At 70.2% G+C, this 22343-nt stretch carries 23 protein-coding genes; 12 read left to right on the forward strand and 11 right to left on the reverse strand.

Features of this window, described 5'->3' with window-relative positions; translation table 11 throughout:
• Window positions 1–2: 2 nt before the first annotated feature.
• Window positions 3–329 (reverse strand): DMT family transporter, encoded by a 327-nt coding sequence (locus tag K7957_RS09160; protein ID WP_223011641.1) that lies wholly within the window; start codon window positions 327–329, stop codon window positions 3–5.
• A gap of 210 nt (window positions 330–539) precedes the next feature.
• On the opposite strand from K7957_RS09160, the gene K7957_RS09165 reads away from it, so the two are divergent.
• Together K7957_RS09165 and K7957_RS09170 are read left to right on the forward strand one after the other, a co-directional pair.
• A complete protein-coding gene (locus K7957_RS09165; protein ID WP_223011642.1) occupies window positions 540–1220 on the forward strand; it encodes an HPP family protein in 681 nt (226 codons plus the stop codon).
• 63 nt (window positions 1221–1283) lie between these two features.
• On the forward strand, window positions 1284–2102 hold the full coding sequence (locus K7957_RS09170) for a DUF72 domain-containing protein (RefSeq protein WP_223011811.1): 819 nt from the start codon (window positions 1284–1286) through the stop codon (window positions 2100–2102).
• 37 nt (window positions 2103–2139) lie between these two features.
• Here the strand turns inward: K7957_RS09170 and K7957_RS09175 are convergent, their stop codons facing one another.
• From K7957_RS09175 to K7957_RS09210, 8 genes are all read right to left on the reverse strand, one after another.
• The gene (locus K7957_RS09175) at window positions 2140–3105 is read right to left on the reverse strand and encodes a hypothetical protein (protein WP_223011643.1); all 966 of its coding nucleotides are present in this window, start codon (window positions 3103–3105) and stop codon (window positions 2140–2142) included.
• Window positions 3106–3138: 33 nt separating this feature from the next.
• Complete coding sequence (locus tag K7957_RS09180) at window positions 3139–3624, reverse strand: hypothetical protein (RefSeq protein ID WP_223011644.1); 486 nt, start codon at window positions 3622–3624, stop codon at window positions 3139–3141.
• Between the two features lie 219 nt (window positions 3625–3843).
• A complete protein-coding gene (gene ribH / locus K7957_RS09185; RefSeq protein ID WP_223011645.1) occupies window positions 3844–4263 on the reverse strand; it encodes a 6,7-dimethyl-8-ribityllumazine synthase in 420 nt (139 codons plus the stop codon).
• 290 nt (window positions 4264–4553) lie between these two features.
• Window positions 4554–5687 carry a 3,4-dihydroxy-2-butanone-4-phosphate synthase gene (ribB, locus tag K7957_RS09190; protein ID WP_223011646.1) on the reverse strand — a complete coding sequence of 378 codons (1134 nt, stop codon included), beginning with the start codon at window positions 5685–5687 and terminating at the stop codon, window positions 4554–4556.
• Complete coding sequence (locus K7957_RS09195) at window positions 5677–6300, reverse strand: riboflavin synthase (protein ID WP_223011647.1); 624 nt, start codon at window positions 6298–6300, stop codon at window positions 5677–5679. The genes ribB and K7957_RS09195 overlap by 11 nt, the downstream gene beginning before the upstream one ends.
• Window positions 6301–6309: 9 nt before the next feature.
• A complete protein-coding gene (gene ribD, locus K7957_RS09200; protein WP_223011648.1) occupies window positions 6310–7377 on the reverse strand; it encodes a bifunctional diaminohydroxyphosphoribosylaminopyrimidine deaminase/5-amino-6-(5-phosphoribosylamino)uracil reductase RibD in 1068 nt (355 codons plus the stop codon).
• A gap of 181 nt (window positions 7378–7558) precedes the next feature.
• Window positions 7559–7906: a hypothetical protein gene (locus K7957_RS09205; protein ID WP_183922448.1), complete on the reverse strand. Its 348-nt coding sequence runs from the start codon at window positions 7904–7906 to the stop codon at window positions 7559–7561.
• A 17-nt stretch (window positions 7907–7923) separates the two neighbouring features.
• A complete protein-coding gene (locus K7957_RS09210; RefSeq protein WP_223011649.1) occupies window positions 7924–9288 on the reverse strand; it encodes a glutamate--tRNA ligase in 1365 nt (454 codons plus the stop codon).
• Window positions 9289–9366: 78 nt separating this feature from the next.
• On the opposite strand from K7957_RS09210, the gene K7957_RS09215 reads away from it, so the two are divergent.
• Complete coding sequence (locus K7957_RS09215; protein WP_183930684.1) at window positions 9367–10302, forward strand: ribose-phosphate pyrophosphokinase; 936 nt, start codon at window positions 9367–9369, stop codon at window positions 10300–10302.
• Between the two features lie 151 nt (window positions 10303–10453).
• On the opposite strand, the gene K7957_RS09220 is transcribed toward K7957_RS09215, so the two are convergent.
• The gene (locus K7957_RS09220; protein ID WP_223011650.1) at window positions 10454–11824 is read right to left on the reverse strand and encodes a sugar porter family MFS transporter; all 1371 of its coding nucleotides are present in this window, start codon (window positions 11822–11824) and stop codon (window positions 10454–10456) included.
• Window positions 11825–11840: 16 nt separating this feature from the next.
• Window positions 11841–12851, reverse strand: coding sequence for a histone deacetylase family protein (locus tag K7957_RS09225; RefSeq protein WP_223011651.1), 1011 nt, complete (start codon window positions 12849–12851; stop codon window positions 11841–11843).
• Window positions 12852–12997: 146 nt separating this feature from the next.
• On the opposite strand from K7957_RS09225, the gene K7957_RS09230 reads away from it, so the two are divergent.
• From K7957_RS09230 to K7957_RS09270, 9 genes are all read left to right on the forward strand, one after another.
• Window positions 12998–13978, forward strand: coding sequence for a DMT family transporter (locus tag K7957_RS09230; RefSeq protein ID WP_223011652.1), 981 nt, complete (start codon window positions 12998–13000; stop codon window positions 13976–13978).
• Entirely contained in the window at window positions 13978–14658 is a 681-nt protein-coding gene (locus tag K7957_RS09235; RefSeq protein ID WP_223011653.1) for a COQ9 family protein, read from the forward strand. The genes K7957_RS09230 and K7957_RS09235 overlap by 1 nt, the downstream gene beginning before the upstream one ends.
• A 65-nt stretch (window positions 14659–14723) precedes the next feature.
• Window positions 14724–15023, forward strand: coding sequence for a FeoA family protein (locus tag K7957_RS09240; RefSeq protein WP_343228356.1), 300 nt, complete (start codon window positions 14724–14726; stop codon window positions 15021–15023).
• 13 nt (window positions 15024–15036) lie between these two features.
• Window positions 15037–16908: a ferrous iron transporter B gene (gene feoB / locus K7957_RS09245; protein ID WP_223011654.1), complete on the forward strand. Its 1872-nt coding sequence runs from the start codon at window positions 15037–15039 to the stop codon at window positions 16906–16908.
• A 110-nt stretch (window positions 16909–17018) separates the two neighbouring features.
• A complete protein-coding gene (gene ssb / locus K7957_RS09250) occupies window positions 17019–17582 on the forward strand; it encodes a single-stranded DNA-binding protein (protein WP_223011655.1) in 564 nt (187 codons plus the stop codon).
• Window positions 17583–18130: 548 nt separating this feature from the next.
• The gene (locus tag K7957_RS09255) at window positions 18131–19111 is read left to right on the forward strand and encodes a sterol desaturase family protein (RefSeq protein WP_223011656.1); all 981 of its coding nucleotides are present in this window, start codon (window positions 18131–18133) and stop codon (window positions 19109–19111) included.
• Between the two features lie 64 nt (window positions 19112–19175).
• Window positions 19176–19754, forward strand: a complete 579-nt coding sequence (locus tag K7957_RS09260) for a hypothetical protein (RefSeq protein ID WP_343228357.1) — start codon at window positions 19176–19178, stop codon at window positions 19752–19754.
• 213 nt (window positions 19755–19967) lie between these two features.
• Entirely contained in the window at window positions 19968–20930 is a 963-nt protein-coding gene (locus K7957_RS09265) for a LysR family transcriptional regulator (RefSeq protein ID WP_425517186.1), read from the forward strand.
• Window positions 20931–21090: 160 nt separating this feature from the next.
• Window positions 21091–22188, forward strand: a complete 1098-nt coding sequence (locus K7957_RS09270) for a putative urea ABC transporter substrate-binding protein (RefSeq protein WP_223011658.1) — start codon at window positions 21091–21093, stop codon at window positions 22186–22188.
• Window positions 22189–22343: the final 155 nt, after the last annotated feature.

The raw sequence follows: 22343 nt of genomic DNA on the forward strand, positions 1-22343 counted from the left end.
GTTCAGTGCCGCGCACCCGAGAACAGGTTGATCACCACCGTGCCCGCCAGGATCAAAGCGATGCCGAGCAGCGCCGCCCCGTCGAGCCGCTGGCGGTACACCAGCGAGCCAACGAGTGAGATCACCACGATGCCGATGCCCGACCAGATCGCATAGGCGATGCCCATCGGAATGACGCGCAGCGCGACGGAGAGACAGTAGAAGGCAGCGACATAGCCCAGGATCACGACGAACGAGGGCAACGGTCGCGTGAACCCGGCCGCCGCCTTCAGCGCCGAGGTGGCGACGATCTCGAACCCGATCGCTCCCGCGAGATAGAACCAGTGCAATGGCGCCCCCTGCTCCCCGCGCGCGACGGTAGCAGCTCAGCGCCATCTCGTCGCACCTGGCGACGCTGGCGGCCATGTCGCGCAGACGTCGCCTGCCGCGGCGCGATCCGTGTCGTCGTCCCGAGACCCGTCGCTCGCTCCCGTCCGTTACCCGCCCCCCATCGTGCTCGTCGCGTTGACGCGCGGAACGGGTGACGCCAGAGGCGCGCGATGCCCTTCCGTTTGTTCCAGCCCCTGCTCTCGGGCGCGCAGCTGCGCGAGCGGCTGATCGCCTGCCTCGGCGCCGCGATCGGCATCGCGCTGACCGCGCTGCTCGGCGCGCTGCTGGTGCGCGACACCGACCTGCCGCTGATCGTCGCGCCGCTCGGTGCCTCGGCGGTGCTGGTATTCGCGGTGCCCGCGAGCCCGCTCGCGCAGCCCTGGCCGGTGATCGGCGGCAACACGCTCTCGGCGCTGGTCGGCGTCGCGATCGGCCGGCTCGTGCCCGACGTCGCCCTCGCGGCCGGGCTCGCCGCGGGCGCCGCGATCCTGGTCATGTCGCTGGCGCGCTGCCTCCACCCGCCAGGGGGCGCCGCGGCGCTGACCGCGGTGATCGGCGGGCCGACGGTTCATGCCGCGGGCTTCGGCTTCGCGCTGCTGCCGGTGGCGCTCAACTCGGTGACGCTCGTCGCGGCGGGCCTGCTGTTCCGTCGGCTGACGCGGCGCTCCTACCCGCATCGCCCCGCCGCCCCCGTCGCGGCGGGACTGCACGCCGCCGACATCGACGCCGCGCTCGCCGACCTGCACGAGAGCTTCGACATCGCGCCCGCGGACCTCGACGCGCTGCTCACGCGCGCGGAGTGGCACGCGGCGCGACGCCGCGCCGCCCCGCCCTCGCCCCCGCGCCGATAGGTCCATCCGTCGCCGCGTCGCCGGCGATGGACAGCGCGCGTGGGACGCGGCACGCCGGTGACCATGAAGAGCGAGGCGAACATCCGAGTCGGCATCGGTGGCTGGACCTACGAGCCGTGGCGCGCCACCTTCTATCCGGAGAAATGGCCGCACAAGCGCGAACTCGACTATGCCAGCCGGCACGTCACCGCGATCGAGGTGAACGGCACCTTCTACTCCTCGTTCAAGCCCGCCACCTTCGCGACCTGGCGCGAGAGCGCGCCCGACGGCTTCGTCTTCGCGCTCAAGGCGTCGCGCTACTGCGTCACGCGCAAGGTGCTGGCGGAGGCGGGCGAGTCGGTAGAGCGCTTCGTCGGGCAGGGGATCACCGAGCTGGGCGACAAGCTCGGCCCGATCCTGTGGCAGATGGCGGCGACGCGGAAGTTCGACGCGGACGACCTGCGCGCCTTCCTCGCGCTGCTGCCTGCCAAGCAGGACGGCATCGCGCTGCGCCACGCGATCCAGGTGCGGCATGAGTCATTCGCGGTGCCCGAGTTCGTGGCGCTCTGCCGCGCCGCAGAGGTGGCGATCGTCCACGGCGACTCGGCCGACTATCCCGCGCTCGCCGACGTCTCGGGCGACCTCGTCTACGCCCGGCTGGAGGACGCGCGCGAGGAGGAGCCCGCCGGCTACACGCCGGCCGCGCTCGATCGCTGGTCGACGGTGGCGCGCGACTGGGCGGCGGGGAAGAGCCCCGACGGGCTGCCCTATGTCGCCGAGCCAGCGCCGGTGCGGCCGCGCGACACGTTCGTCTTCATGATCAACGGCGCCAAGGTGCGCGCGCCGCACGCCGCGATGGCGCTGCTCGTGCGGCTCGGGCGGACGCCGGCACAGGCCGGATGAGCCGGGTCGGGCGAGCGGCCCGACCCGGCCGACGCGGTCACGCGATCGTGTCGCGCCGCGCGTACCCGCCCGCGGTGACACGCGGCGAGGCACCGAAGAGGCGGCCGCCGCGGTGCGCCCCGTGTCCGCCGCTCTCCGCCGAGGCATGATGCGGGGCACTGGCGCCGCTCGCGTCATAGGTCGTGAATAGCGGAAGCAGCGAGGCGGTCAGGCTCTGGGTGGCCGCCGAGGCCGATCGGGCGAGCTGGGCGACGCCCGCGCCCTGATCGCCCGCCACCACCGCAGGGGCGGCGTTGCTCGCCGCGACCGCGCTGGGGCTTCCCGTCTCCGCCGCGGAGACGGACGCGAGGTGAGATGAGCCGGCCAAGCGCGACGCTTTCGCCCGCTCCTCCGCCTCGACGTTGAGATCTAGCACGTGCTCATATTGAGCAACGCTATTGTACTTGTATTGCGAAGCGATCCGGTCCGCGGAGATTGTTCCATCAGCGTTGAAGATGGATTTAGAGCGATTTGATGTTAGCACATTTGCATTTTCAAACGTGTATATTTTTTTGTCGTCGTCGGAAAGGGAATGAAACCAATCGCGCGCAATACGCGCGTATTCTACGATACCCTCAGTACTAGCGTGAAATCTAGACATTAATTGCTCATGCAGCTCTTCTGCTCTATCACCCAGGGGTGACGCGAACCATCTAGCGTTTATCTCTTTCACTTCTCTGGAAATAGGTTTGTTGATTTCACCAGGTTTAATTAAAAGATGATCTTTCGACCAGAAGAGGAATTCCGCAGCATTCAGAGCTCTCAGCTTTTGGTCCAACGTGTATTTACCAGTTTCATCGGTAGCGATGTCGGTGAATTCCTTATATCGCGCGATGATCTCCTTGCTGCCCGGTTGCTTGGCAGCCTCTTGGGCAGTTGCGGTGCCATCGGCCGGTCGCGATGCGACCGTTGCAGTTGTGACGGGGGCGGCGCCGATGGCGGACACGGTGGAGATGCTAGTCATGACATATACCTCATCGATAGAGCGAGTCGGAAGTCAGCGCGCCGACGACGTCGAGATCGCATTGATCACCGGGTAAGCGGTGAACCGGCCGGTCGCCGAGTTGGTCTCGCTCTTCAGCGTGCACTCGTATCGCTGCGGCGTCGTCTGCGTGTTGCCGTTGTACGTCTCCGCCGCGGTGAAGTAGAAACGATATTCCTGCCTGCTCTGCGACCAGGTCACGCCGGCGTAGAAAAAGCAGCCGTAGTGATCATCATCCCGCCACTCCTTGTTGCCGCTCCAGCTTGTTGTGCCGGTGACGTGGACATAACCCTGCGCCGTCCCGCCATTCGGCTTAATCTCGGTAGGCCATCTCTTGTCCCCGTCCGGGAAAGAATCGCCTTTATGCTCCGTCAGCGTCAACGAGCCGTTGTTGGTGAAGTAGAAGTCTCCGCCCGTCCACTCGCTCGACTGAGCGAGAGCGGCCCCGGGTGTTGCCAGGGTGAGGAGAGCGGCGAGGAGACCTGTCGCGGTCCTGCGCATCACATTACCTCCATGCTGTCGTAGCAGCGCTGCTACCGCCTCATTCTAGGCAGGGCCGCCCGTCGCCGCGCGCGACGGCGCGCGCGCGACCGAGCGCCCGCGCGATTGTCGTTGCGCGTGAGCGGGATGGAGTTACCCGGATCGGTGATGGGCACGCGCGCCCGCGCACGCGCCGGCGAACGAGCGCGCTATAAGGTTACGCCGCGCGCGCCGCCCGGCTCACCCCAGCCGATCGCGCAGGTCGAGCAGCGCCAGCGCCGCCTTGGCCGCGGCGCCGCCCTTGTCGAGCTGCGCGGGATCGGCGCGAACGATCGCCTGTGCCTCGTCCTCGGTAGTGAGCACGCCGTTGCCGATCGCCACGCCGTCCATCGTCAGCGCCATGATCCCGCGCGCGCTCTCGTTGGCGACGATCTCGAAGTGATAAGTCTCGCCGCGGATCACCACGCCGAGCGCGACGAAGGCGTCCCAGCGCCCGCGCTCGGACGCCAGCGCGATCGCGCCGGGCAGCTCGAGCGCGCCGGGCACGGTGAGCACCTCGCAGCTATGCCCCGCGGCCTCGATCGCGCCGCGCGCGCCCGCCACCAGCAGGTCGTTGAGATGGTCGTAGAAGCGCGCCTCGACGATCAGGATATGCGCCATGCTGGTCTCCGTTGTGTGCTGGTGTGACGGTGCTGCCCAAGCAGGTGTGCGCCCCGGCACTGCGCCATCCCGCCGTAATCCCAAACCTACCCTGTCATCCCCGCCAAGGCGGGGATCCAGATGCGCTGCCCCTGGCGCCTCTTGCCCTTGGCCATACCGCTGGCGTGTCGTCGAATCGTGTCCCGATGCCGTTCAACGCCACGTCCGTCAGCGCGCCTGGATCCCCGCCTTCGCGGTGATGACGAGCAAGGAGGTACGAGCGGGTTGGATCATCAGCCTTCTTCCACCCCTCAGTCGATCTCGCGCTCGCCGACGATCGACAGGCCATAGCCGTCGAGCCCGACCAGCGTGTGATGCGTGTTGGTCAGCAGCACCATGTCGTGGACGCCGAGCTCGGCCAGGATCATCGCGCCGACGCCATAGTCGCGCAATTCCTCCATATCGACCGTCACCGCCTCGCCCGCCTTCATCCGCACCGCGGTGGTGAAGGCGTCGGCGCGGTGGCGGTTGATCACCACGATCACCCCCGCGCCCGCCTCGGCGATGAGCTCCATCGAGCGCGACAGCAGGTGGCTGCGCTGGCTGTCCTCGCCGAACATGTCGGCGAAAGGCGATAAAGCGTGCATCCGCACCAGCGTCGGCTTGCCCGGGTCGACGCGGCCCTTCACCAGCGCGATCTGCTCGGTGCCGGTCGCCTTGTTGCGATAGGCGCGCACCGTCCAGTCGCCGCCCCAGCGGCTGGTGAAGGGCGCCTCGCTGACCAGCTCGACGAGATGGTCGTGGCGGCGGCGATAGGCGATCAGGTCGCGGATCGTGCCGACCTTGAGATGGTGGAATTGCGCGAAGGTGACGAGATCGTCCAGCCGCGCCATCGTGCCGTCCTCGTTCATGATCTCGCAGATCACGCCGGAGGGATTGAGCCCGGCGAGCCGTGCGACGTCGACCGCGGCCTCGGTGTGGCCCGCGCGCACCAGCACGCCGCCGTCGCGCGCCACCAGCGGGAAGACGTGACCGGGCGTGACGATGTCGTCGCGCGCCTTGGTCGAGTCGATCGCCACCGCGATCGTGCGCGCGCGGTCGGCCGCGGAGATGCCGGTGGTGACGCCGTCCCTCGCCTCGATCGAGACGGTGAAGGCAGTCTCGTGGCGGGTGCCGTTGTTGCGGCTCATCAGGTCGAGCCCGAGCTGCTCGACGCGGCTCTTGGTCAGCGCAAGGCAGATCAGCCCGCGGCCGTATTTGGCCATGAAGTTGATCTTCTCGGGCGTCGCCATCTGCGCGGGGATGACGAGATCGCCCTCGTTCTCGCGGTCCTCGTCGTCGACCAGGATGAACATCCGGCCGTTGCGCGCCTCGTCGATCAGTTCCTCGGGTGAGGAGAGATAGCCGTGGCGCAGCCGCGCCAGCGCCGCGGGCTCAGCGACCACGATAATGCTCCATCCGCTGGAGATAACGCGCGAGCACGTCGATCTCGATGTTGACCGCCTCACCCTCGGCGAGCGCGCCGAGCGTGGTCACCGCCTGGGTGTGCGGGATCAGGTTGACGGTGAAGCGCGTGCCGTCGGCGAGGTCCTCCACCGCGTTGACGGTGAGCGAGACGCCGTCGACCGTCACCGAGCCCTTGGGCGCGAGGAACGGCGCGAGCTCGCCCGGCACGCGGAAGGCGATGCGGCGCGAGTCGCCGTCGACGGTGATCGCCTCCACCGTCGCGACGCCGTCGACATGGCCGGTGACGATATGGCCGCCGAGCTCGTCGCCCAGCTTCATCGCGCGCTCGAGGTTGAGGCTTCGCCCCTCGGCCCATTGCGCCGGCGCGGTGCGGCTGAGCGTCTCGTGCGAGACGTCGACCGCGAACCAGCCGCCCTGCCCGTCCTCATGCGGTGCCTTGTCGACCACGGTGAGGCACACGCCCGAGCAGGCGATCGACGCGCCCAGCTCGATCGTGGCGACGTCGTAGGCGGTGTCGATCACCGCGCGCGTGTCGCCGCGCTGCGCGATCTGGCGGATGGTGCCGATGTCGGAGACGATGCCGGTGAACATGATGACCTCTCAGCCGCGCTCGTAGACTTCGAGCCGATCGCTGCCAAGCTGGCGCGAGTCGGCGAGCCGCCAGCGCGCGTGCGCGTCGCCCAGCGCGGCGAGTCCGATGTCGGGCAGCGTGCGCCCGCCGCCGATCAGGATCGGCGCGCGGTAGAGCAGCAGGCGGTCCACCAAGTCCGCGCGCAGGAAGGCGGCGGCGGTCCGCGCGCCACCCTCGACGAGGAGGTGGTCGGCGCGGAGGGCGGCGATGGCCGCGGGGGTGGTGATCCAGACGGAGTCGCCCCCACCCTTCCCATCGCCTACGGCGATGGGCGCCTTCTCGCTCCCAGCGGGAGAGGGAGGAAGGCGCGTAGCGCCGGAAGGGTGAGGGTCTCCGGCCGCCTCAGCCCCCGACGACAGCACCACCCGCAGCGGCGCCCGCGCCTCCAGTCCCGCGAGCCGCACGTCGAGCCGCGGCCGGTCCGCCTCCCAGGTGCCGCGCCCGACCAGGATCGCCCCGTGGCGCGCGCGCTCCAGATGCGCGTGCGCGCGCGCCTCCCGCCCGGTGATCCACTGGCTGCGCCCGTCCGCCATCGCCGCGGCACCGTCGAGCGACAGCGCCAGCTTGAGCGTCACGTGCGGTCGCCCCAGCGTGCGCCGCGTGAGGAAGCCCGCCATCGCCCGCCGCGCCGCGTCCGCACCGCGGCCGAGCTCGACCGCGATCCCCGCGACGCGCAGCCGCGCGAGGCCGCTGCCGTCGGTGCGCGGGTCGGGGTCGCCGAGCGCCACCACCGCGCGCACGATCCCCGCCGCGACGAGCAGGTCGGCGCAGGCGGGGCCGCGCGGGCTGGCATGCGCGCAGGGTTCGAGCGTGACATAAGCGGTGGCGCCTCGTGCGCGCGCGCCCGCCTGATCGAGCGCCATCGCCTCGGCGTGCGGGCGACCGCCGGACTGGGTCCAGCCGCGGCCGACCACCGTCCCATCGCGGACGAGGACACAGCCGACGTTCGGATTGGGATAGGTGCGCGCGCGCGTCCGTTCGGACAGCGCGAGCGCGGCGGCCATCCAGCGGGCGTCGGCGGCAGAGTCAACGCGCATCGGCACGCCACCACAAGACGGACCTCGACCGAAAGCGCATATCCCACCCTTTGCCGTCACACCGTCGCAGGCCGGAGTCTAGTTGCGGGACGTTAGCGGCGCTCACTGCGCTCTTCCCATCTGGGCCTCGGCCTCCGCCGGGGCGACGGAGAGCCCGGCAACAACCCCGGCGCCCCTCCGATCAGATTCCCATCGCGTTGAGCTTGTCATCGAGCCGCTTGAAGCCCTGGCGCAGCTTCTCCTCGCGCGCGCGCTGCTCGCGCTGGGCGATCTCGCGCTTGGCCTGGTCGATCTGCTGCTGCGCGACGATCTGGGCGTCGGTGCGATCCAGCTTCCACTGCTCGAAGTAAATGATGTTGGGCTTGTATTCCTTCTCGAAATACGAATCGTGGAAGAACGCCCAGACGAGAAAGCCGGTGATCGCCACCGACAGCGCCAGGAACCCCCATTCGTAGCGCTCGCGCGTGTGAAAGAACAAGCGGAGGTCACGCGCGGCGCGCAGCGGCGACAGTCGGGCAAAGAACTGCATCGCCGTGATATAGGGCCTCAGCCGCCGCGGTTCGAGTCCGCCGCGGCAGCGAGCCGCGCGAGCGCGCGGTCGCGCCCGATCAGCGGCAGCAGCGCGGCCATGTCGGGGCCGTGGTCGCGCCCAGTGAGGGCGCGACGCAGCGGCAGGAACAGCGGCTTGCCCTTGCGCCCGGTCGCCTCCTTGAGGCGGGCGGTGAGCGCGTGCCATGGGTCGCTCGCCCAGTCGATCGCGCGCGCCGCCGCGGCGCTCTGGGCGAGATAGGCCGAATCCTCGGCGGCAGCGGGCACGTCGATCGGTCCCTCGATCACGCCCCACCAGTCCGCCGCCTCGGCGACGGTGGTGAGGTTCGGCCGCACCGCGTCCCACGCCGCCGCGTCCATCCCCGCGGGCAGCCGATCGGCGACGAGCGCGAACGGCAGCTGGTGGACGATCCGCGCGCTCAGCTGCGCCAGCTCGGCCTCGTCGAAGCGCGCCGGCGCGCGGCCGAAGTGCGCGAAGTCGAGCGTCTCGATCAGCGGTGCGGTATCGACGAGCGGCTCGACCGGCTGGCTGGTGCCGATCCGCCCCAGCAGCGACAGCACCGCCGCCGGCTCGATCCCGCTCTCGCGGAAATGGTCGACACCGAGCGAGCCGAGCCGCTTCGACAATTTGCCCTCGCTCCCGGTCAGCAGCGCGGCGTGCGCGAAGGCGGGCGCGGGCACGCCCATGGCGGCGAACATCTGCAGCTGGAGTGCGGTGTTCGATACATGGTCCTCGCCGCGCACGACGTGCGTGACGCCGAGATCGGCGTCGTCGATCGCCGAGGGCAACATGTAGAGCCACGAGCCGTCGGCGCGGCGCACGACGGGATCACTCATCGTCGCCGCATCGAAGCGCTGCGGCCCGCGCACCAGATCGTCCCATTCGATCGGCGAGTCGTGGTCGAGCCGGAAGCGCCAGTGCGGGCGCACGCCGTCCCGCTCGAGCGCCGCGCGCTCGGTGTCGGTGAGGCGCAGCGCGGCGCGGTCGTACACCGGCGGCAGCCCGCGGCCGAGCAGCACCTTGCGCCGGAGGTCCAGCTCCTGCGCGCTCTCATAGGCCGGGTAGATCCGCCCCGCCGCGACCAGCGCGTCGAACCGCTGCTGGTAGAGCGCGAACCGCTCCGACTGGCGCACCGCCTGGTCGGGCACCAGCCCGAGCCAGGCGAGATCCGCGCGGATCGAGTCGACGTAGCGCTCCTCGCTGCGCTCGGCGTCCGTGTCGTCGACGCGCAGCACGAAGCGGCCGCCGTCGCGCCGCGCCAGCATCCAGCTGTGCAGTGCGGTGCGGATGTTGCCGACGTGGAGGCGGCCGGTCGGAGACGGCGCGAAGCGGGTGACGGTGGAAGCGGCGGGCTGGGTCATCGTCCTCGCGCATACGCGCCGCCCCTTTCCCTCGCCAGCCCCCCAGCCTAGAGCGACCGGCGCGAAGGGGTGTTCTCGATGAAATTGATGACCGGCAATTCCAACCTGCCGCTGGCGCGCGCGATCTCGGACTATCTCGAGGTCCCGCTGACCGAGGCGCTGGTGCGCCGCTTCGCCGACGAGGAGATCTTCGTCGAGATCATGGAGAACGTGCGCGGCGAGGACGTGTTCGTCGTCCAGTCGACCAGCTACCCGGTCAACGACAATCTGATGGAGCTGCTGATCATGATCGACGCGCTGAAACGCGCGTCGGCGAAGCGGATCACCGCCGTGCTCCCCTATTTCGGCTACGCGCGGCAGGACCGCAAACCCGGGCCGCGCACCCCGATCTCGGCCAAGCTGGTCGCCAACCTGCTGACCACCGCGGGCGCCGACCGCGTCCTGTCGGTCGACCTGCACGCCGGGCAGATCCAGGGCTTCTTCGACATCCCGACTGACAATCTCTTCGGCGCGCCGGTGATGTCGCAGGACATTCGCGCGCGCTTCGGCGAGAAGAACCTGATGGTGGTCTCGCCCGACGTCGGCGGCGTGGTGCGCGCGCGGGCGCTGTCGAAGCGGCTCGACAACGCCCCGCTCGCGATCGTCGACAAGCGCCGCGAGCGGGCGGGCGAGTCCGAGGTGATGAACATCATCGGCGACGTCGAGGGGCGCTTCTGCGTGCTGATCGACGATATCGTCGACTCCGCCGGCACGCTCTGCAACGCCGCCGCCGCGCTGCGCGAGGCGGGCGCGGAGGGCGTGGTCGCCTATGTCAGCCACGGCGTGCTCTCAGGCGGCGCGGTGGCGCGGGTGGAGGGCTCGGCGCTGCACGAGCTGGTCATCACCGACTCGATCGGCAACCACGAGGCGATCGGCGGGGCGGCGAAGATCCGCCACCTCACCATCGCGCCGCTGCTCGCCGAGGCGATCCGCCGCATCGCCGACGAGTCGAGCGTCAGCAGCCTGTTCGACTGAGACAGCGGCGCAGGGCGTCCCGGAGGATGAGGCCGTGCTCCTGCGCACGCAGGAGCCCAGAGCCGCGAGCGTCGCCCTTCGTTACCCTGGGCTCCTGCGTGCGCAGGAGCACGCCTGACGATAGACCAGATACGCGCCCCAGCCGCCGCGCTCAACTCACTCCCAGCCGCCGCTCCATCTCCTCGAGCGGGACGCCCTTGGTCTCGGGGAAGTAGAGCGCCACCACGACCAGCTGCAGCAGCATCATCGCGGCGAAGACGTAGAAGGGCAAGCTCACCGACATGGCCGCCACCGTCGGGAAGGCGGCGGCGATGATCGCGTCCAGCCCCCAGTGGGTCGAGGCGCCGACCGCGCTGCCGCGCCCGCGCACCGCGGTGGGGAAGACCTCGCTGATATAGACCCAGATCACCGCGCCCGTGCTCGGCGCGAAGAAGGCGATGAAGCCGATCAGCGCGGGCAGCACGATCCAGCCCGGCAGCGTCCCGCCGAGCGCCAGCCCCGCGACGGTGAGGCTCGCCGCCATCCCGGCCGAGCCGACCATCAGCAGCGTCTTGCGCCCGAGCCGGTCGATCAGCAGCATGCCGACCGCGGTGAAGATGCCGTTGACGATCCCGATGATGATCGCCTGCACGTCGGCCGACAGCGCGCCCCCCGCCGCCGCGAAGATGTCGTTGAGATAATAGAGCAAAGCGTTGATGCCCGAGAGCTGGTTGAAGCCCGCGACCAGCAGCGCCAGCGTGATCGGCTTGCGGTGGCGCCGCCACGACAGTCTCTCGCCGCTCGGCTTGGCGGCGAAGCCGGCGTGGATCGCGGCCAGCTCCTTCTCGGCCTGCTCCTCGCCCATCCCGACTCGGGCGAGCGCGTCGCGCGCCTCGGCGACGCGACCCTTGGCCATCAGCCAGCGCGGCGAGTGCGGGATGCGCAGCAGCAGCAGCAGGAAGACGATCGCGGGCGCGGCCGAGACGCCGAACTTCCAGCGCCAGTCGTCCGCCCCCAGCACCAGCGCGGCGATGATCGCGTTCGACACATAGGCCAGCAGGATGCCGAGGATGATGTTGAACTGGAACGCCGCGACCAGCCCGCCGCGGCGCGCCGGCGGGGCGATCTCCGAGATATAGACCGGCGCGAGCACCGACGAGCCGCCCACCGCCAGCCCGGCGATGACGCGGAAGAAGACCAGCGACTCCCAGCTCCACGCCAGCCCACAGCCGATCCCGCCGGCGACGTAGAACAGCGCGAGCACGCGCAGCGTGTCGCGGCTGCCGAAGCGGTCGCCCGGGATGCCCGCGAACAGCGCGCCGATCAGCGTGCCCCACAGCGCGGAGGAGACGGTGATGCCGAGCCAGAAGGTGTCGAGCCCGTAGGCGCGCGTCAGCGACACGGTGGTGCCCGAGATCACCGCGGTGTCGAACCCGAACAGCAGTCCCGCCAGCGCGGCGGTGACGATGCAGGCGAGCAGCCCGGCGTTGAGCGGCGGCGCGCGGCCGCCGGTGTGGTCCGGTCCTGTCGCCGTCACCGCCATCAATCCTGTCCTTCCCTCAATCTGCGAAACCGCTCAGCAGGCTGGCGACATTGGCACCCAGCGCGTCCACCGCATAGCCGCCTTCCATCACGATCGCGCACGGCAGCCCGGTCGCGGCCACGTCGCCCGCCAGCACCGCATAGTCCGGGGTGGTGAGGCGAAAGTGGCTGATCGGGTCGCCCTCCCACGTATCCGCGCCGAAGCTGAGCACGAGGACGTCGGCGCCGAAGGCGGCGATCGCGTCGAGCGCGCGCGCCTGCGCGGCGCGGAACCCGGCCAGCGCGGTGCCGCGCGGCAGCGGCAGGTTGAGCGTCGCGCCCTCCCCTTCGCCCTCGCCGCGCTCATCGGCATGGCCCCAGTAGAAGGGATAGTCGCTCGCGGGATCGGCATGGACCGAGGCGTAGAAGACGTCGCCGCGCGCGTAGAAGATGTCCTGCGTGCCGTTGCCGTGGTGATAGTCGATGTCGAGCACCGCGACTCGCCTCCGTCCCGCATCGCGCGCGGCCTGCGCCGCCACCGCGGCGACGTTGACGTGGCAATAGCCCCCGCAATAGTCGCGCCCGGCGTGGTGGCCGGGGGGCCGGCACAGGGCGAAGGCCGCGCGCTCGCCGCCGAGGACCGCATGGGCGGCGGCGAGCGCGGTCTGCGCGCTCCAATAGGCAGCGTCCCAGGTCCCGTCGGTGATCGGGGTGGTCGCGTCGAAGGCGTGCGCACCGAGCAGCGCGTCGACGCGCGACAGCGCCAGCGGGCGCCGGCCGACGATCGGGAAGGCGTAGGGGATGGCGTCGCCCGGCCGCCCCGCGGCGCGCCACAGCGCGGGCGCGTCGCGGAGGAAGTCGAGATAGGCGGCGTCGTGCACCGCCGCGATCGGCGCGCGGTCGCGATCGGGCGGCGGCTCCGCCCCGCCGATCGCGGCGAGGATCATCGCGGCGCGCTGCGGGACCTCGGCATAGGCGGTGAAGGCGCCGTTGTGCAGCTCCAGTGCGGGCGCGTGCAGCGCCTGCTGCGGCGCGTAGAAGCGCTTCATCGCGGGCAGCGTTGCGCAATTAGCCGAAACACTGCGTCCCCTTCCCCGATTGATACGACCTCGTGGGTGAATGGCGGCAGCGCGTCAAGCAAGCGGGTCACCGCTACGCTTTCCCGCGCCCGCGACGCGGCCTAAGGGTCGTGCCCATGGACCAGCCGACCAGCGCCACCTCGCTCGCCGCGGCGCGCGCGCATCCGGAGACGGGCGCGGCGGCGTTCGTCGCCTTGGTGGTCGCCAACAGCGCGCTCGCCTTCGGGCCGCTGTTCGTCCGGCTCGCCGACGTCGGCCCGGTCGCGGCCGCCTTCTGGCGCATGGCGCTGGCACTGCCGCTGCTCGGCGGCGCCGCGCTCGTGGCGGCGCGACGCACGCGCGGGATCGCCCCTATAGCACCCACGCCTGCCTCGGCGCGGCGCTGGTGGTTGCTCGCGCTCGCCGGGCTCGCCTTCGCCGCCGACCTCGGCACCTGGCATGCCGGGATCCTGCAGACGACCATGGCCAACGCCACGCTGCTCGGCAACTCGGCGACCTTCCTCTTCCCGCTGTGGGGCTTCCTGGCGGCGCGGACCTGGCCGACGCGGTGGCAGGGACTGGCGCTGCTGCTCGCCGCGGCGGGCGCGGCGCTGCTGATGGGGCGCTCCTACCAGCTCGACCCGCGGCAGCTCGGCGGCGACCTTCTGTGCGTCTGCGCGGGGGTGCTGTACGCGATCTATTTCATCCTGATGTCGGACGTGCGCCGCGCCATGGCGCCGCTGCCCGCGCTGGCGCTCTCGTCGGCGGCGTCGCTGCCGCCGCTGCTGGTGATCGCGCTCGCGCTGGGCGAGCGGATCGTGCCGGGGAACTGGACCCCGCTGCTGGGCGTCGCACTGGTCAGCCAGGTGATCGGCCAGGGCTGCATGATCTACGCGCTCGGGCGCGCCTCGCCGCTGGTGATCGGGCTCGCGCTGCTGATCCAGCCGATGGTCGCCACCGCGGTGGGCTGGGGCTGGTTCGGCGAGACGCTCGGCGGGCCCGACCTCGTCGGCGTGGCGATGATCGCGGCGGCGCTGGTGCTGGTGCGGCGCGAGCGCGCGGGTGCTAGGCCGGTGGAGACGCTACCGGCGGGCGATCGGGTGACGGAGGAAGCGTGATGAGCAGTGACGATGCCGCGGCGATCGCGCCGCAAGACCTGACGCTCGACGAGGTGCGCGCGCTGCTCGCCCCCGCAATCGCAGCCAACGCCGCCTTCGACGGCTGGGACGACGCCGCGCGCGACCTCGCCGCCGAGAGCCACGACGTCGACACGGACGTCGCGCGGCTCGCCTTCGCCGACGGGCCGGTGGCGATGATCGACGCCTGGTTCGACCATGTCGACGCCGCGATGGCGCGCGCGCTGCCGCCCGAGCGACTCGGCGCGATTAAGATCCGCGGGCGAATCACCGCGCTGATCGAGGCGCGGCTGGCGGTGCTCGCACCCGAGCGCGAGGCGCTCCGGCGCGCGCGCGCGGTGTTGGCGCTGCCGCAGAACGTCGCGCGCGCGGCACGACTCGGCTGGCGCAGCGTCGACCGGATGTGGCGGCTCGCGGGCGACCGCGCGACCGACTACAACCATTACACCAAGCGCGCGATGCTGCTCGCGGTCTATGCCGCGACCACCACCGTGTTCCTCGACGACGAGAGCGAGGCACACGCCGACACCAGCGCCTTCCTGGCGCGGCGGATCGACGGCATCATGCGCTTCGAGAAGAGCAAGGCGACGTTCCAGCAGCGGGCGATCCGACGCCCCAGCCTGAGCCGCTTCGTCGGGCGGCTGCGCTACCCGGTCGTCTGACCCGGCGCGGCGACAAGGCGTCACAGCTTATTGATAATCAGTTGCATGCGCCCTATACCGCTGGCGTGACCTCGCTCCGCTCTCCCGCTCGCGCCCGTCATGAGGCTGATTCGCTGACGCTCGAGACGCTGCCGCGTCGACGCTCGGCGACGGTGGGCGCGATCGAGTGGGCGCGGCTCGCCTCGCCCGAGGCGCGGCGGCTGCGCGAGCTCGGCTTCGACGAGGGCGTCGCGATCGAGGTGCTGCACCGCTCGCGGCTGGGCAGCGGGCCGATCGCCTGCCGGATCGGGCGGATGACGGTGGCGCTGCGCCGCGCGGTGGCACGCGCGATCAGCGTCTCACCCGATCCGCTGCCGGCGGAATGACCCGCCGCTCCTGATGGAACTCCCGCCGCTGGTCGCGATGGTCGGCAACCCCAATGCCGGCAAGAGCGCGCTGTTCAACGCGCTGACGGGAGCGCGGCAGAAGGTCGGCAACTATCCCGGCGTCACGGTGGAGCGCCACTCGGGCCGGCTCGCGCTCGATGACGGCCGCCCGGTGGAGCTGGTCGACCTGCCCGGCGCCTATAGTCTCGACCCCGCCTCACCCGACGAGCGAGTCACGCGCGACGTCGTCACCGGCGCGCAGGCGGGCGAGCGGCTGCCCGACGCGCTGCTGGTGGTGATCGACGCCTCCAACCTCGACAACCACCTGCGCTTCGCGATGCAGCTGATCGCGCTGGGCCTGCCCGTGGTGGTGGCGCTCAACATGGTCGACCTCGCCGAGCGCGACGGGCTGGTGCTCGATCCCGCGGTGCTCGAGCGCGAGCTGGGCGTGCCGGTGGTGCCGACCGTCGCGGTGCGACGCCGCGGCATCGATACGCTGCGCGGCCAGCTCACCGCGCTGGTCGGCGACGCCTCGACGGCGGCGGGGCTGCGCCGGCTGCGCGCCTCGGACGGTAAAGTCGACGACGATATCGTCACCCTCCAGCGCCGCGCGCGCGTGATCGCGGCCGCGGCGACGGTGAGCGAGACGCCGGTGCGGCGCTGGAACCACATGCTCGACTCGGTCGCGCTCCACCCCGTCCTCGGGCCGGTGCTGCTGGTCGCTCTGCTGTTCGTGATGTTCCAGGCGGTGTTCAGCTGGTCGGAGGCGCCGATCGGCTGGATCGAGGGCGGTTTCGCCGCGGCGGAGGCGTGGCTCAAGAGCGTGCTGCCCGACGGCTTCCTGCGCTCGCTGCTGACCGACGGCGTGATCGCGGGCGTGGGCGCGGTGGTGGTGTTCCTGCCGCAGATCCTGATCCTGTTCCTCTTCATCCTGGTGCTGGAGGCGAGCGGCTACATGGTGCGCGCCGCCTTCCTGATGGACCGGGTGATGGCGCAGGTGGGGCTCTCCGGGCGCGCCTTCATCCCCTTGCTCTCCAGCTTCGCCTGCGCGGTGCCCGGGATCATGGCGACGCGCACGATAGAGGACGAGAAGGACCGGCTCACCACGATCCTGATCGCGCCGCTGATGACCTGCTCGGCGCGGCTGCCGGTCTATACCATTATCATCGGCGCCTTCATCCCGGCGCGGCAGGTGCTGCCGTTCGTGGGCTTGCAGGGGCTGGTGCTGTTCGCGCTCTACCTGCTCGGCATCGTTGGCGCCTTCGTCGCCGCGCTGCTGCTGCGCCGCACCGTGACCAAGGGCGAGTCGTCGGGCTTCATGATGGAGATGCCCAAGTACCAGATGCCGCGGCTGCGCGACGTCGCGCTGGGGCTGTGGAGCCGCACCGAGATCTTCCTCAAGCGCGCCGGCACCACCATCGCGCTGACCACGGTGGTGCTGTGGGCGCTGCTGAGCTTTCCCCAGGCGCCGTCCGGGCAGAAGCAGGTCGAATATTCCATCGGCGGTCGCATCGCGAGCGGGCTGGAAGTGATCGTACGCCCGATCGGCTTCAATCACGATATCGCCCTGGCGCTGATCCCGACGATGGCGGCGCGCGAGATCGCGGTCGCGGCGATCGGCACGGCTTATGCGATCGACGATACCGAAGACGCCTCGGGCGCGAAGAGCCTCGTCGATCATCTGCGCGGGCGCTGGTCGCTGCCGACCGCGCTGGCCTTCCTGATGTGGTTCGTCTTCGCGCCGCAGTGCATCTCGACGATCGCGGTGACGCGGCGCGAGACCAACGGCTGGCGGTGGCCGCTGTTCATGATCGGCTACCTCTTCGCCGCCGCCTATGTGATGGCGGGGATCACTTATTGGCTGGCGGTGGCGGCGGGGCTGTGACTATCTAGGCCATCGGTCGTCGACCCGCCTCGCGCGGGGGCGCCGCGGGACGCCGGCGCTGGCCGGCACTCACCAGCAGGCGCCGGCGGTACCGGCGCGCAGAGGATTCGATGGCAGGCAGCGTCAACAAGGTCATTCTCGTCGGCAATCTCGGGCGCGACCCCGAGTCGCGCTCGTTCCAGAACGGCGGCAAGGTGGTGAATCTCCGCATCGCCACATCCGAATCGTGGAAGGACCGCAACACCGGCGAGCGCAAGGAGAAGACCGAGTGGCATTCGGTCGCGATCTTCAACGAGGGGCTCGCCAACGTCGCCGAGCGCTTCCTGCGCAAGGGCTCGAAGGTCTATATCGAAGGCCAGCTGCAGACGCGTAAGTGGCAGGACCAGCAGGGCAACGACAAATACTCGACCGAGGTGGTGCTGCAGGGCTTCAACTCGGTGCTGACGATGCTCGACGGCCCACAGGGCGGCGGCGCTGGCGGTGGTGGCCGCGACGACTTCGGCGGCGCTGACGATTTCGGCGGCGGCGGCAGTGGTCGCGGCGGATCGCGCGGCGGTGGCGGCGCTGCCGGCGGCGGCGCCGGTGGTAGCGGCGGCGCGGGTGGCGGCGGCACCCGCGGCGGCGGCTTCGGTGGCGGCTTCGCGGACGACCTCGACGACGACGTGCCGTTCTGACCTGACGCGGGCGGGGATCGAACGCCCTTGGACGCCTTGGATCTGCTTTCCAGTGAAGCGGTGGGTGGAGGACGAGCCGCGTCGGTCGTCCCCCTTCCGCTCCCGCCGAGGATCGATGCGAGGTGTTACCCCCCACTGCTGCCGTGCGCAGGAGCGGAGGATCTCGCGCACCGCCGAGCCTTGCTCTGCTTGGCGCTGGGTTCCGGCTTGCGCCGGAACACGATCGCTTCATCGGTAAGCCGCGCACTGTCACCGCGCGCGCGGCGGGGAGCGCCCGACAGCGCGCCGCCACCATCGCGTGTCTCCGGCAGCGCGCGTTCCCTCGGACCGGCCCACCCGGCGCGCTCCACGCCCGCGAGGGGGATCGGCGCTGCTGTCTGCTCGTCAACTCGTCATCATCGTCCGCGGTTCGTGGCAGCCGATGGGTTCCGCGGGTCGACGCCGGCCGGCCGCTGCCGCAGCATCCTCGCTGGTATACGTCCGATGACGTATCACGTCCGCCGAGCTTTTTCGTCACAAGTGCCGCAGCTTGACGGCGCGAGGACGAGATGGACGGGGTTCGAGTCGGCAGAAGGGTGATCGGTGCGCAATCGCCGGTGACGGTGGGGTGGGAAAATATCCCGAAGGTCGAGGGCGGCCCGCTGCGCCTCTTCTTCTTCACCTGGTTCCAGCCGACGATGTTGTTCGCGCTGATCGCCTTCTGGTATTATGCGCCCAACTCGATCGCCAAAGCCTCCACCGCGGTCGGCATTGGCATCGGCTTCAAGATCCTGCTGCTCGGGCTGGAATGGCTCGCGCCGCGCCACGAGAGCTGGCGGCTGACGTGGAAGGAGCTGACGGTCGACCTCTTCTACGTCAGCCTCGGCTACACCGTGCTGCGCCTGATCGAGGGCTTCATCGGCAGCGACGCGGTGATCGAGGCCGTGCAGGGCTCGTTCGACTGGCACAAGCTCGCCTGGTTCATCGGCCTGCCGCTGCTGCTGCAGGCGTTCATCATCTCGTTCGTGTTCGACTTCGGCCAATATTGGATGCACCGCGGCATGCACAATTGGTACCCACTCTGGGTAACGCACGCGCCGCACCATTATATCACCCAGCTCAACGTCAATAAGGGCGCGGTCGGCAACCCGGTCGAGCTCTTCCTCATCGGTCTCGGCATCGGCGGGCTGTTCGACTTCCTGCCGCGCGCCGCGCTGCTCGCCGGCAGCCTCGGGCTGGCGGTCGGCACCTACCAGCACATCAACGTGCGCTTCAACTCGCCGCGGTGGTGGCGCTTCCTGTTCAACACCACCGAGCATCACAGCGTACACCACTCGCGCGACTATGAGGCGAGCCGCAGCAACTACGCCAGCACGTGGGTGGTCATCGACCGCATGTTCGGCACCTGCGTCGACGGCGAGGCCGAGCTGCTCGGCATGGAGGGCGGTCGCCCGATGTCGATCCGCGAGACCATGGTCTATCCCTTCGCCGATGCCTGGCGGACGCTGAAGGAGCGGCTCGGCCGGCGCTCGGTGATGCCGGCGGAATGACGCCATCGCCGCCGCGATCAGAGGAACAGCGATGAACCACCGCTTGGTACAGTGGATCTGGCATGTGAGGGGAAGCCTGGCGCTTTCTCCCGGACAGACGAGCGACGACGTCTTCGAACGCCTCGACCCGCTGTTCCGCGAACCCGGCACCACGCGCCGGCGCGACGGTAGCCGGCTGAGCTTCCACAAGCGCGACCAGGCCGCGCAGGACCGCATGGCGGTGTTCGACGGCGGCGAGCTGCGGGTCGAGAGCGGTGCCGAGGCGCCGGTCCTGCGCTACCATCTGACCAGCCGCGCGCTGCTGTTCTGCTTCCTCGCGCCGCTGCTCTTCCTCGGCGTGGCGCGGCTCACCGTGCTGGTCGGCGAGTATAACAAGCCGACGGCCGCCGAGATCGCGGCAAAGGAGAAGCGCGAGGAAGCCAAGGCCAAGCTGCCGATGAGCGCGATCGACAAGTTCCTGGGCGCGCCCGCGCCCGAGAAGCCGAAGAAGAAGGACCCTAAGGCCAAGGCCGACGACGACAAGCCGGCGCCGACCGCGGCCTATGTCTTCGCGGGCATCTTCGCGACGCTCTACCTGGTCGGGCGGATCGGGCAGGCGCGGCTGGTAAGACGACTGTTCAAGGCGCGGCTGTCCCCGGTCTAGCGACTGATCCCTCTCGTCCGAGCGGTCAGTGTGCCCCGGCGGACGCAGGAGCCCCAAGGATGACGTTCGCGGCCATGGGCTCCTGCCTGCGCGGGAGCACGCCGGGTCAGACAAGGTGAGCCGCGCGATCACCCAGGTCGCGGCGCCCGTCTCCGGACACCTCATCGATCGCCACTGCGTTGCGCCTGACCCGCCCGCCCGTAAGATAAAGCCGTGCGGGCGAGCGGGAGCGGGCTGTTGGTGGATCGAGGAGCGGTGCTGGACAAGCATTTCGCCAGTCGGGTCGACTGGAACCTGCTGCGCACCTTCGTCGAGATCGTCCGTGCCGGCGGCATCGGCGCCGCGGCGCGCAAGCTGCACAAGCAGCAGCCCAGCATCAGCGCCGCGCTGAAGCGGCTGGAGGAGCAGGTCGGCGTCCAGCTGCTCGAGCGCTCGGCCACCGGGATCAAGACCACCGCGGCGGGCAGCGCGCTGCTCGGCCTGTGCGAGGAGATGCTGGAGACGGCGCGCATGGTGCCGCATCAGGTCGCGCAGGCGACACGGCGGGTCGAGGGCGCGGTGCGGATCCAGCTGATCTCGGCGGTCGCCTCGCCCGAGTTCGACGAGTCGATCGCCAGCTTCCACCGCCGCAACCCGCACATCCACATCGAGCTGCGCGTGTCGCCGTGGCGCGCGGTGCTGGACGCGCTGGAGCAGGGCGAGGCCGAGATCGGCGTCGGCTATGACAGCAACGTGCGCGGCGGCCTGCTCTACGAGCCGCTCTTCGTGGAGCGCCAGCAGCTCTACTGCGCGCGCAGCCATCCGCTCTTCGGTCACCGCGTCGAGCGGCTCGGCGAGCTCAAGGACGAGGGCTTCGTGCTCACCGGCGAGGACGAGCTCGACACCGTCACGCGGCTGCGCCGACGCTACCGGCTCGGCGCGCGCGCGACCGGCCGCGCAGAGGACATCAACGAGGCCAAGCGCCTGATCACGCTGGGTGTGGGGATCGGCTTCCTCCCTGTGATGGCGGCACGGCAAGCGGTGGAACAGCGCCAGCTCTGGCCGTTGCTCCACCCCGACATGGAGCCCTTCTACGACATCTTCCTGCTCGCCCGCGCCGAGGGCACGCGTGACACCCCGACCCAGCTGTTCCTCGACGAGGTGCTGCGGCGGCGCCGGGCGCAACACCGGCCATAGATGAGGTTGATGGCTTTCATCATCATTTTCGATCTTCATCGATGAGCTGCGGGCCGGCAACCTATGCCTGACGATGCCGCCCCGGTCTCGCCGCCTCGCTTGAACCCGCATCGGGCCGGAGGTTGGGTGACGGCGGCGAGGCGATGACGGGGGTTCGCGAATGGCAGCACGACGATGGTTCAGCGGCGTAGCGGCGGTCGCGCTGGCGCTGGCGCTGACCGGCTGTGGCAGTGGATCGTCCGGCCCGGGCGGCGATACGGCAGCGGCGGCGAAGAAGGACTTCACCATCGGCTGGTCGATCTACACCGGCTGGATGCCGTGGCCGTACGCGCAGCAGGCCGGCATCGTGAAGAAATGGGCCGACAAATACGGCATCAACATCCGCCTGGTGCAGGTCAACGACTACGTCGAATCGGTGAACCAATATGCCGCGGGCAAGCTCGACGGCGTGGTCTCGACGACGATGGACGCGCTGACCATCCCGGCGGCCGGCGGCCGCGACACCACCGTGCTGCTGATCGGCGACTATTCGGACGGCAACGACGGCGTCGTGCTCAAGAACGCGCGCTCGATGGCCGACATCAGGGGCCGCTCGGTCAAGCTGGTCGAGCTGTCGGTGTCGCACTTCCTGCTCGCGCGCGGACTCGAGCAGAGCGGGATGACGCTCGCCGACGTGAAGACGGTGAACACGGGCGACGCCGACATCGTCGGCGCCTTCGCCGCGCCGAGCGTCGACGCGGTCGCCACCTGGAACCCGCAGCTCGCCACGATCCGCGCGACCAAGGGCGCCACCGAGGTGTTCGACAGCTCCAAGATCCCCAACGAGATCCTCGACACGCTCAACGTCAGCACCGAGACGCTGCGCGCCAACCCGAACCTGGGCAAGGCACTGGCGGGCATCTGGTACGAGACGATGGCAGTCATGACCCGCGACGATGCGGCGGGCCGCGCCGCACGCGCCGCGATGGCCAAGGCCGCCGGCACCACGCCGCAGAGCTTCGACGATCAGCTCAAGACCACGCACCTCTACGCGCGCGCGCAGGACGCCGCGGCCTATGCCGCCAATCCTGACCTCGTCACCGTGACCGACCGCGTGCGCCAGTTCAGCTTCGCGCACGGGCTGTTCGGGCCGAGCGCGAAGTCCGTGGACGCGATCGGCATCAGCTTCGCCGGGGGCAAGTCTCTGGGCGATCCCAAGAACGTGAAGCTGCGCTTCGATCCCAGCTACATGAAGATGGCGGCGGACGGGAAGCTGTAGCCGCGCAGCCGGCCGATCGGGCGACGGGCGCCGGACCAGGCGGTCGCGGCGATCGAGCAACCATGCCCGCGATCAACGGGGGCGACGACGGGAACGAGATGAGCATAGGACGCGACCACAGCGACGGATCGGGCAACGGGCGGCGGACCACCGCG

Source organism: Sphingomonas yunnanensis (assembly GCF_019898765.1).
Lineage (GTDB): Bacteria > Pseudomonadota > Alphaproteobacteria > Sphingomonadales > Sphingomonadaceae > Sphingomonas > Sphingomonas yunnanensis.